Source organism: Microcoleus sp. BM001215392, assembly GCF_036700185.1.
Lineage (GTDB): Bacteria > Cyanobacteriota > Cyanobacteriia > Cyanobacteriales > Microcoleaceae > Microcoleus.
The window spans coordinates 4,456-14,378 of the sequence record NZ_JAUBOJ010000169.1 but is presented as its reverse complement, the minus strand read 5'-3'; the positions used below and the strand labels follow the sequence as shown (position 1 = coordinate 14,378).

General features: G+C 46.8%; 8 protein-coding genes. 2 read left to right on the top strand and 6 right to left on the bottom strand.

What is annotated here, in order from left to right:
- Positions 1-200: 200 nt before the first annotated feature.
- The 3 genes from msrA to tmk all read right to left on the bottom strand — a co-directional run bounded on the left by msrA (position 201) and on the right by tmk (position 2,788).
- A complete protein-coding gene (gene msrA / locus QT974_RS18350; protein ID WP_333469872.1) occupies positions 201-674 on the bottom strand; it encodes a peptide-methionine (S)-S-oxide reductase MsrA in 474 nt (157 codons plus the stop codon).
- A 201-nt stretch (positions 675-875) separates the two neighbouring features.
- On the bottom strand, positions 876-1,838 hold the full coding sequence (locus tag QT974_RS18345; RefSeq protein ID WP_333469871.1) for a DNA polymerase III subunit delta': 963 nt from the start codon (positions 1,836-1,838) through the stop codon (positions 876-878).
- Positions 1,839-2,143: 305 nt separating this feature from the next.
- Positions 2,144-2,788 carry a dTMP kinase gene (gene tmk / locus QT974_RS18340; protein ID WP_333469870.1) on the bottom strand — a complete coding sequence of 215 codons (645 nt, stop codon included), beginning with the start codon at positions 2,786-2,788 and terminating at the stop codon, positions 2,144-2,146.
- A 104-nt stretch (positions 2,789-2,892) separates the two neighbouring features.
- Here tmk and QT974_RS18335 point away from each other — a divergent pair, with 104 nt between their 5' ends.
- Positions 2,893-3,240 (top strand): hypothetical protein, encoded by a 348-nt coding sequence (locus tag QT974_RS18335; RefSeq protein WP_333469869.1) that lies wholly within the window; start codon positions 2,893-2,895, stop codon positions 3,238-3,240.
- A gap of 92 nt (positions 3,241-3,332) precedes the next feature.
- On the opposite strand, the gene QT974_RS18330 is transcribed toward QT974_RS18335, so the two are convergent.
- Positions 3,333-5,855, bottom strand: a complete 2,523-nt coding sequence (locus QT974_RS18330; RefSeq protein ID WP_333469868.1) for a heavy metal translocating P-type ATPase — start codon at positions 5,853-5,855, stop codon at positions 3,333-3,335.
- Positions 5,856-6,292: 437 nt separating this feature from the next.
- On the opposite strand from QT974_RS18330, the gene QT974_RS18325 reads away from it, so the two are divergent.
- Positions 6,293-6,499, top strand: a complete 207-nt coding sequence (locus QT974_RS18325) for a DDE transposase family protein (protein ID WP_333469867.1) — start codon at positions 6,293-6,295, stop codon at positions 6,497-6,499.
- 91 nt (positions 6,500-6,590) lie between these two features.
- Here QT974_RS18325 and ctpC read toward each other — a convergent pair whose 3' ends face one another.
- Complete coding sequence (gene ctpC, locus QT974_RS18320) at positions 6,591-7,946, bottom strand: carboxyl-terminal processing protease CtpC (RefSeq protein ID WP_333469866.1); 1,356 nt, start codon at positions 7,944-7,946, stop codon at positions 6,591-6,593.
- Positions 7,947-8,231: 285 nt separating this feature from the next.
- A complete protein-coding gene (gene ispG, locus QT974_RS18315) occupies positions 8,232-9,455 on the bottom strand; it encodes a (E)-4-hydroxy-3-methylbut-2-enyl-diphosphate synthase (protein ID WP_333469865.1) in 1,224 nt (407 codons plus the stop codon).
- Positions 9,456-9,923 lie beyond the last annotated feature (468 nt).

Below are 9,923 nucleotides of genomic sequence, written 5' to 3'. Positions count from 1 at the left end.
GATAGTCAAAAAGCGCCCCTAGAAATAGGGGCGCTTTTTGTTTGGGGAAATAGAATTTTATAGGTTCGTAGTGAGGACTTCAGTCCTCTGATTATCAGGTTCGTAGTGAGGACTTCAGTCCTCTGATTATCAACGAATTTGATTGTGGTTGTTATGGCAGACAGAATATAATTAATGACTAATAATTAAGTCGATGCAAATCAATCGGTCTGCGGGGAGGGCTGCCGCTTCTTTTCAATATACTGTTGGTGGTAGTCCTCTGCCATATAAAATTCACCAGCGGGTTTTATTTCGGTGGCAATATCTTTGTCGTATTTACCGGAAATTTGCAATTTTTGTTTGGAAGCACGAGCGGCTTTTTCTTGTTCCCAATTGTGATAAAAAATCACAGACCTGTATTGTTCGCCTCGGTCGGGGCCTTGGCGATTGATTTGCGTTGGATCGTGACAGTTCCAGAATATATCTAGCAGTGTTTCGTAACTCACGATCGCTCGATCGTACTCCAAGAGCACAGCTTCTGCGTGACCGGTGACTCGGGCGCAGACATCCAGGTAGCAGGGATTGGGCCAGTGACCTCCTGTGTAGCCCGCAGCCGTCGAAACTACACCCGCAACGGTGCGAAACTTGTGTTCGACTCCCCAAAAACAACCGGCGGCAAATGTGGCTTTTTCCATTGTGTTAATAAGAAGGAAGTTCGGCAACGGATTCTGTAGCGGATGTAACGGATGTAACGGATGGAAGTAAGAAAACATAAGAAGAAGATACATCCAAGTCGGAAGAAGACATATACAGCAAGCTTTTTATCCAGCTTTTTATATTTAATTAGGTAGATTACTTAGTCATGCTATTGGAGTAACAATTGGCACTTTTATTTATTATGGTTGACAGATTCCCATTAGTGTGCATTCCCAGACTAATCGCGGCTGTACGTAGTTTAGCAAATATTGTCGGGCTTTTTCTAAGGGATCTAAGGGCGATCGGCTAATTCGGCCTGCTAAAAATTGCTGCCAGTAACAGTGCTGTAAATAATCAATCAACCACAACTGAGATTCAGTATCTAAATTTTTATCAATTTCCTTCGCCAATTCCAAAGCTGAGCGAAGGTTTTGAGGCAACTGCTTGACTTTTTGCAGCAAATCCTCGGGTATTGATTGCAGTTGCTGCCAAATTGCAATTGCTTCTCCAGGGCTTCCCTGGGCCATACCCATTACCTCGGGATGGGATAAAATCTCGGCGAATCCAGCTTGCTGCAAAACTTGTGTCATTGCTTGGGGATTCAGCCGCGAAAACTGGATTTTTTGACAGCGGGAAATCAAAGTGGGCAGTAAAGTTTCCACCGTCGGAGCAATTAAAATTAAGGCGGCTTTTCCCGGTTCTTCCAAGGTTTTTAACAAGCCGTTGGCTGCTCCTTCACCCATTGTTTCTGCTTGTTCCAAAACTACGACGGAGCGCCCAGCTTCTAGGGGTGGCCTGCTCAGAAATTCACCGATTTCTCTAATTTGTTCTAAACGAATTTGTGGCGGTGCTTTCCGCTTTAAGCCTGCTTCTTCTGCTTCTTTTGAGGACAGCCGTTTGCCTTGGTTCATGTATGTTGGTTCAACCCAGAGCAAGTCTGGATGATTTCGCTGTCTCACGCGATTTTGTACTGATTCTGTCGATCGCCTTTCGGGAAGATTGACTGAGAATAAAAGTTCAATGAAACACTGGGCGGCTAAGCTTTTGCCGGTGCCGTTGGAGCCGACAAATAGATAACCTGGAGCAATTCGGTTGCGATCGACTGCTTGGGTTAGCAATTCTACTGCTCGATTTTGTCCGATTACTGATGTGAAATAGTTCATGTGACAGTTGACCGCTTGACCGCTTGACAGTTGATAGAAGGAAGTTGACCGCTTGACAGTTGACCGCTTGACCGCTTGACCGTTGATAGAAGGAAGTTATTGTAGGGTGCGGAGCGGGGACTGAATGTGATGATGAATACTGATTCAAGGATTTTGACTTTGACCCCTAATTCACTCTACGGTTAGTTAGTTACCACGAAGAAACCGGGTTTTTCATCTTAATTGAGGATTTTCAGCAAATATTTTGGTAAAAAACCCGGTTTCTCGCCACATATGTCAGCCTAGTTTTCAGAATAGGGATTATTTCAATAGCCCCAACTTTTTAATTTGCGAGTTACGATACCTTTAATTTCCTGGGCGATGGCGTCTTCAGAGCGATCGGCATCGATCCGGAAAATTCGAGATTTATTTGACTCGGCCAACTCCGTAAAACCTTGCTGTACCCGCTTGTGAAACTGCAAATCAGCTTGCTCGATCCGATCGCGCTCTCCCCTGGCCCTTACCCTCGCTAAACCATCCTCCACATTAATATCCAGCCACAAAGTCAGATCGCTTTCCAAGCCGCCTGTGGCAATTTCATTCAACTGCTTAATTAAATTTAAGTTAAGATTGCGGCCGTAGCCCTGATAAGCAATCGTAGAGTCTGTAAAGCGATCGCATAAAACAATCGTTCCTTTGGATAACTCGGGTTTCAGAAAAGTTTCGACGTGTTGAGCGCGATCGGCCGCGTACATGAGTAATTCTGCTCGATCGGATACAGATTCACCCGGATCTTGTTTTAGTAACAAATGCCGCAGTCCTTGTCCCAACTCCGTACCCCCAGGTTCGCGAGTAGCCACCAATCGGACTTTCTGAAAATCAGTTGATTGCAGCCAATGTATCAATCGCTGCATTTGAGTAGTTTTTCCTGCACCTTCTACCCCCTCAAATACGATAAGTTTGCCCTTCATTGCCTAACTTTGCACCTCAATAAAATAAATATGAATCCTCCCGTATATCTGTTCTAGGTTCGGTATGATAATAAAGTCTCAGTGCCTCATGGTTGGAGTTTTCTATGGCTCGCTATACTGGTTTTTTTATCGTTGCAGTTCCGATGGACCGCCTCCGTCAGTCCCTGATTGAAATTTTAGAGTCATGCAATCTTGATATTATCTACAATACAGGAGATTCACTGATGGCTCGCGAACTTCCCGGTCAAGTTTCGATTCCGAAACTGGTCACCGCCGAAGTCCTAATTGAGAAAAACACGGCTAGTGACTCGGAAGTTCGCATGAATTTCGTGATCAAAAACGAGGAATTGCCCCTGCAAACCAATAACCACTGCCGTCAAATGTTCGAGCTAGTCAGTCGTTCAGTTATGAAAAATAATAACTGGCGGCTTTTGGAAAGTATGGCACTGTAGCTATACATTATCAGTCGTGAGTGATCAGTCATTGGTCATTAGTTCCTAGCTAATGACCAATGACTGATGACTTTTATTTGGAAGCCATACATTTAAACTCGAAACTTCCGGCGCAGTAGCAAAGAATTGGTAACAACGCTAACAGAACTAAACGCCATAAATGCCCCGGCTGCCGCAGGACTGAGTAAAATTCCAGTTGCAGGCAGCAAGAGACCGGCCGCAATTGGAATTCCCAGAGTATTGTAAGCAAAAGCCCAAAACAAATTTTGGCGAATCTTATTAAAAGTAGCGCGACCAAGGTCGATCGACTCAACAACATCCATCAAAGCATTTCGCATCAGCACAATTTGAGCAGTCTCAACCGCGACATCGGTGCCACAGTGCAAACCGATACCGACATCAGCTTGAGCCAAAGCCGGAGCATCATTGATACCATCTCCCACTACAGCCACTTTACAGCCTTGGGCTTGCAAACTGGCGATCGCCCGAGCTTTCCCCTCCGGCCGCACTTGGGCCAAAACATCAGCCGCCGTCAAACCTAGCTGCTGTGCCACCACCAAAGCCGCCGACGCCGTATCGCCCGTCAGCATGATTACCCGCAATCCCATACCCCGCAGGCGATCGACTGCCACCTTAGCATCCGGTCTCAGAGTATCTTTTAGCCCGATTACCCCCAGCAAAACGCCCCCAGAAGCAACGTAAACCGCCGTTTTGCCTTGGCAAGCCTCCAAAAGTTCCGCCGCCACAGCGACGCCCTGCTGGTTCATCCACTCAGCATTCCCCGCGAACACCCGCTGGCCCTCTACTAAAGCAGAAACCCCGAAGCCCGGTTCCGTGTAAAAATCCTCAGCAGTTAGCAGCGGCAAACCTTGCTGTTGAGCTTCGAGTAAAATCGCGGCGGCGATGGGATGACAAGCCCCTCTTTCCACTGCTGCGGCAATTTGCAGCAGTTTTGAGTCAATTGTGGAAATTGTGGAAATTGTGGCACAAGCATCTTGTTTGTTTCCCACATTAATATCCGAGTTCAAATCCAACTCAGAATTCTGGAAAATCGGCAAATAATCAGTGAGTGTGAGATTTCCAGTTGTCAGAGTCCCAGTTTTGTCAAAAACCACAGTATCTAATTGATGCACTCGTTCTAAAACATCGCCACCGCGAATTAAAAGTCCGCGCTCTGCCCCGATACCAGAACCAACTAAAATTGCAGTTGGGGTAGCCAGTCCCAAAGCACAAGGACAAGCAATGACTAAAACTGCGATCGCCAATTTCAAACTTAACAACAAAGGCGATTGGTAATCGGTAATTGATAATTGATTTCCCACAGCCAATGCGCCATGCCCCATGCCCAAATGCCCTGTTTGCCCCATATCGTGTCCTAAAAGCACAGCAGGCCAAATATGAGTTCCGGCAAAATACCAAAATAGAAAAGTTAAAGCCGATATCGCCATTACGCCATAGACAAAATATCCGGCGACAGTATCAGCTAAATGTTGAATCGGCGCCTTGCGAGTTTGGGCAGCTTGCACCAAAGCCACCATTTGAGCTACAGTTGTTTCTTGACCGGTGCGAGTTGCCCGCATCACAACTGCCCCGGATTTATTGATAGTTCCCGCCGCGACTGTATCTCCTGGTTGCTTCAAAACTGGCATCGATTCGCCAGTCAGCATCGATTCATCTACGGTTGTTTTGCCTTCGCAGACTTCGCCGTCTACGGCAAATTTTTCACCGGGTAAAACTTGCAGCCATTCTCCGACTCGGACGCGATCGGCTGGAATTTCAATGTATTGTGGATTGTAGACCGCAGATGTCGAGTTTGCAGGCAATTTTTGAGAGTCCAAATCTAAAATAGGGAGTTTAAAATCAACTAAGCGGGCTGTCGCTGGTTGTAGTGCGATTAAAGCTTGTAAAGCTGATGCAGCGCGCCGTCTGGCTTGCTGTTCGAGAGTTTTGCCCAACAAGATAAAGCCCAAAAGCATCACGGGTTCGTCAAAAAAGCACTCCCATCCCATCTTTGGAAACAGCAGCGCCGCGTTGCTAGCCGTGTAAGCCGTGACTGCGCCTAAAGCTACCAAAGTATTCATGTTTGGTGCATTTCGCCACAAACTGCGGCAGCCGTCAACGATAATCGGGCGGCCCGGTAGCAGCAATGCGAGGGTGGCGAGTCCCCAGTGAAACCAAATATTGCTAAGAATTGGGGCTTTGGTGCCGAGTATGTGTCCTAAACCGGATAGAATAATTAGAATAAGGGCGATCGACAATTGATTGATTTGCTGTCGAATTTCTTGCCGCCGCCGTTCAATTGCCGCCGCTTCTGCATCCCGCTGATTTTCACCTAAGCGAGACTGAGATGGAAATCCGCTATCAGTCAACTTTTTCGCTAAAGCTTCTGCATCGACAGTCCCTGGTTGACACTCAACCGTTGCGACTTCTACGGCCAAGTTAACGCAAGCCGAAATTACGCCTGAATGCTGCATGAGTTGGCGTTCAACTGATGCAGCGCAACCCGCACATTTCATCCCACCGACATCGAAAGTAACAAGTTCAGGCGGGGGAGATTCTTTAACTGGGATGATTTCTGGTTGCTTTTCGGGGAGTGTTTTGGGAATAAATTGCATGGTTTTTTTCGGTATTGATTAGAATATTTTGGTGAAAACAGAAAGTGTTTAATATCAATTCCGCCTAGCCGAGGAATTATTCATCTCTCTCTGATCTCCCTCTGCGTCAAGAGCGTTCTAGAAAGGTTAAATCACCTGACGGTACAACCGGAATTGATATAATGCACAGTGTAGACAAATGTCTATATTTTTATCATAAATAAAATTTCTGGCATCTTCCGAAAGTGTTAGTTTTTTTTAATTCTTATCCCAATTTTCAAGATTAGACGGGGCGGTTGAAACCGCCAGAAAGTCAGACATTCACGCGACGGGAGCGGGTTGAAGATTAGACCGTTATTGTTTTGAATCTGTGGAGGCGGACATCGTTGGTATAGATGCGGTTTCAACCGTACGTCCTATATTAGTTAGTATTGAACTTTTACTTGAGGAATTTAGCTATGACAGAATCAGATAAATTTTATATTGTCAAACGTCCTGCTGGTAATTGCGAGATTTTGCCGTTGGCGGAGCCCTCGCAGAGGATCGCCCAAATCGCACAGCAAAGCCCCACTATTATAGAACAGTGGGGCCCTTACGATTCTGCTGAAGATGCGATCGCCCGACGCATCGGTTTAATTCGCGCTGGTAAATGTCAACCGCAATAAACGAACTTGGAAGGACTAAAGTCCGAACGATCGAACCAGGTTCGTAGTGAGGACTTTAGTCCTTCTTTACTCAAGTTTTTGTGACTAAAAACTACTTAGATTTAGCAGGTGCCGCACTCGGCTTAGCCTTCGCCGCAGCGGGCTTAGAAGGCGTCGCCTGCGGTTTCGACTCAGCCTTACTATCTCCTGTTTTACCAGTAATTTTATTAGTCAAAATTTCCAAAGCTTTCGCGTACTGCGGATCTGCCGTCGTAGCAATTTTATCGCGATCGCGCCGCAACTCCTGTTTTTGAGCGTCAGTGAGTTCAACCAGAAAATCCGGTTTAATTCCCATGTGATTGATATCAGTGCCGTTAGGAGTAAAATACTTGGCAATTGTCACCGCCAAACCTGCACCATTTCCCACGCCGCGTACCGACTGAACCAAACCCTTACCAAACGTCTTGGTACCCACCAAAACCGCGCGCTTGTTGTCTTGTAAAGCACCGGATAGAATCTCGCTAGCACTTGCTGAACCGCCGTCTACGAGTACAACTAAGGGTTTATCGGTAATCTCTCCCTTGTTTGCGGTTTGTCGATCGGCTTCACCGACGCGATCGACCGTAGAGACGATCGTACCTTCTTTGAGCCACATCCGAGCAATTTCAATACTGCCGTAGAGCAAGCCGCCCGGATTGGAACGCAAGTCTAGAATATAGCCCGTCACCTTTTTCTGTTCCAAATCCTTAATTGCCGATCGCATTTCCGATGCAGCGTTCGCGCTAAACTGATTTAAGCGAATATAGCCGATTTCGCCGATCGGGCTTTTCTGCACCGACTTCCGCACCGGATGAATTTCAATTTTAGCGCGTTTGAGCTTAAAATCTATTTCCTTTGTGTCCCGCAAAATAGTCAGAGTCACCTCAGTATTAGCCTGGCCGCGAATCAAACTTACCGCTTGATTCGTATCCATACCGACCGTGCTCTTGCCATCAATCTTAGTAATGATATCTTTTGCTAGAATACCAGCAGTAAAAGCCGGAGTATCCTCAATGGGAGAAATCACCACCAACTTCTTAGTTTTCTCATCTTGAGTCAACTGAATCCCAACTCCTGTCAATTCACCAGAAGTTTCAACCTGCATATTTTTGAACTCTTCCGGGTTCATAAACCGCGTATAAGGATCGTCAAGCTTTTTGAGCATTTCACGAATTGCTTTATAAGCTTCCTCATCGCTAGTATAAGTCCGGTTCAAATAATCATTCCGCACCGCTTTCCAGTCAACCTGGTTAAAAGTGCCATCAACATAACTTTTGTCAATAATCTGCCAAACTTCATCAACCAATTCTTTAGGACTTCCCCTAAAAGAAGCCAGGGATTTAGAACTGCAACCAGTGTTGGCAAGAGTTGCAGCAGTGAGTAACACCGCTGCTGCACTTAAAACAAGCCCTCGTTTTGTTATAACCATTTGTCTGACGCGCGGGAGGAAAAGAGTTCAGAATAATCACGCCCAATCTAACACAGGCAAGGCTTGGTCGGATTTTGGATACATATTTATTCAACTTTGCCGAGTTCTATTCAGGGCGGGAACGCGTTCCCACCCTAAATAGAACCCTCACTCTTTGTGGAACAGGCCCTGCTGTTTCTGACAAAGGTGCTCTTCAGTCGGTTTAAACCGACTTCAGCTATGAGACAGGGGTTTCAACCCCTGTCGGACTGTCGGACTGTCGAAATTTAACAACAGAGAAAGAATCTACTCAGGTTCAACCCAGCGATCGTCCGACTTAATCAAATTAATCAATTCTGCCACACCTTCAGACTCAGGAACCTTCTTAATTTCATCCCGCCCCCGGTACAGAGAAATAAAACCCGGTTGCTTCCCGACATAGCCATAATCAGCATCAGCCATTTCCCCCGGCCCATTGACAATACAGCCCATCACAGCAATATCCAAACCAGTCAGATGCTTCGTCGCCTCCCTCACTTGATGTAACACTTCCTCCAAATTAAACAAAGTGCGGCCGCAGGAAGGACAAGCCACATACTCAACCATAGTTTTCCGCAATCCCAAAGCTTGCAGAATGCTGTAGCAGACAGGAATCTCCTTTTCCGGCGCCTCAGTCAGGGAGACGCGGATAGTGTCGCCGATACCGTCAGCCAACAGCGGGGCGATACCAGCCGTGGATTTGATGCGCCCGTATTCGCCATCGCCAGCTTCCGTAACGCCCAAATGCAGCGGGTAATCCATCCCCAATTCGTCCATCCGGTGCGCCATCAAGCGGTAAGCAGCCACCATCACCGGCGCGCGGGAGGCTTTGAGGGAAATCACGATGTTGCGAAAGTCGAGAGACTCGCAAATTCTAATAAATTCCAGGGCGGATTCCACCATACCTTCCGGAGTATCGCCGTAGGTAAACAGCATCCGTTCCGCGAGGGAACCGTGATTGACGCCGATTCGCAAAGCTTTACCTTGATCTCGCAGGGAAATCACCAGAGGTTCCAGGGTTTCGCGGATTTTATCCCCAATTTCCGCGAATTCCGCGTCAGTGTATTCGCTTCTGTCGGCTTTCGGCTTCTCGAACACGTAAAGCCCCGGATTGATTCTCACTTTGTCTACGTGTTTGGCGACTTCCAGGGCAATTTTCATCCCGTTGTGGTGGACATCGGCGACGAGGGGGACGGGTTGGTAGGTTTCGTGCAATTTTTGCTTAATTTCGGCTAAAGCTTTGGCGTGGGCCATGCTGGGCACGGTAACGCGGACGATTTCGCAGCCAATCTCGTGCAAGCGCCGAATTCCTGCAACTGATCCGTCGATGTCGAGGGTGTCTTCGTTAATCATTGATTGTACGACGACTGGGTTGCCTCCGCCGATCGTGATACTGCCGACTTTGACGGGACGGGTTTTGCGGCGTTTGATGGCGGTGTCGAAGGTTGGTTGGCTAGATGCGGTTTTAGTTGGGTTGGGCAGAGTTTGCATAACTGGTTGCTAGTGTTCTGTAATTAAAGTCTATAAAATTGTGTCTGCTGTTTTTTAGGTTTGCACAGAAAGGGTCAGTTTGGGCAAAGAGGTTTTGGGATTTAGGATTTGGGATAAAAATGCTCCCGTACCTCTGACTCACATGATGTAGGTTGGGCACTGTCTTGTTACGCAGGCATCACCGGGAAGGCGAAGAGAGGTTGATTGGGTACAATTTATTGTTTGATGAAGATTTTGGGTAGTGAAGTAGGGTGCGTCAGGTAGGGAGATTTTCGCCATAAACTCACAATCTCAAAACTGACGCACCACGGAATAAATGGTGCGTCAGAATTAGATTTTTGATGATGATTGAGAATTACTAAACTGACGCAATCTACTGCTAAACGTTTCAGAATTTTGTTTACATATAGTCAAGTCGTAGGGTGTGTCGCCTCGAAAATTCGTCAACAAAAATCGACAATCTCATAG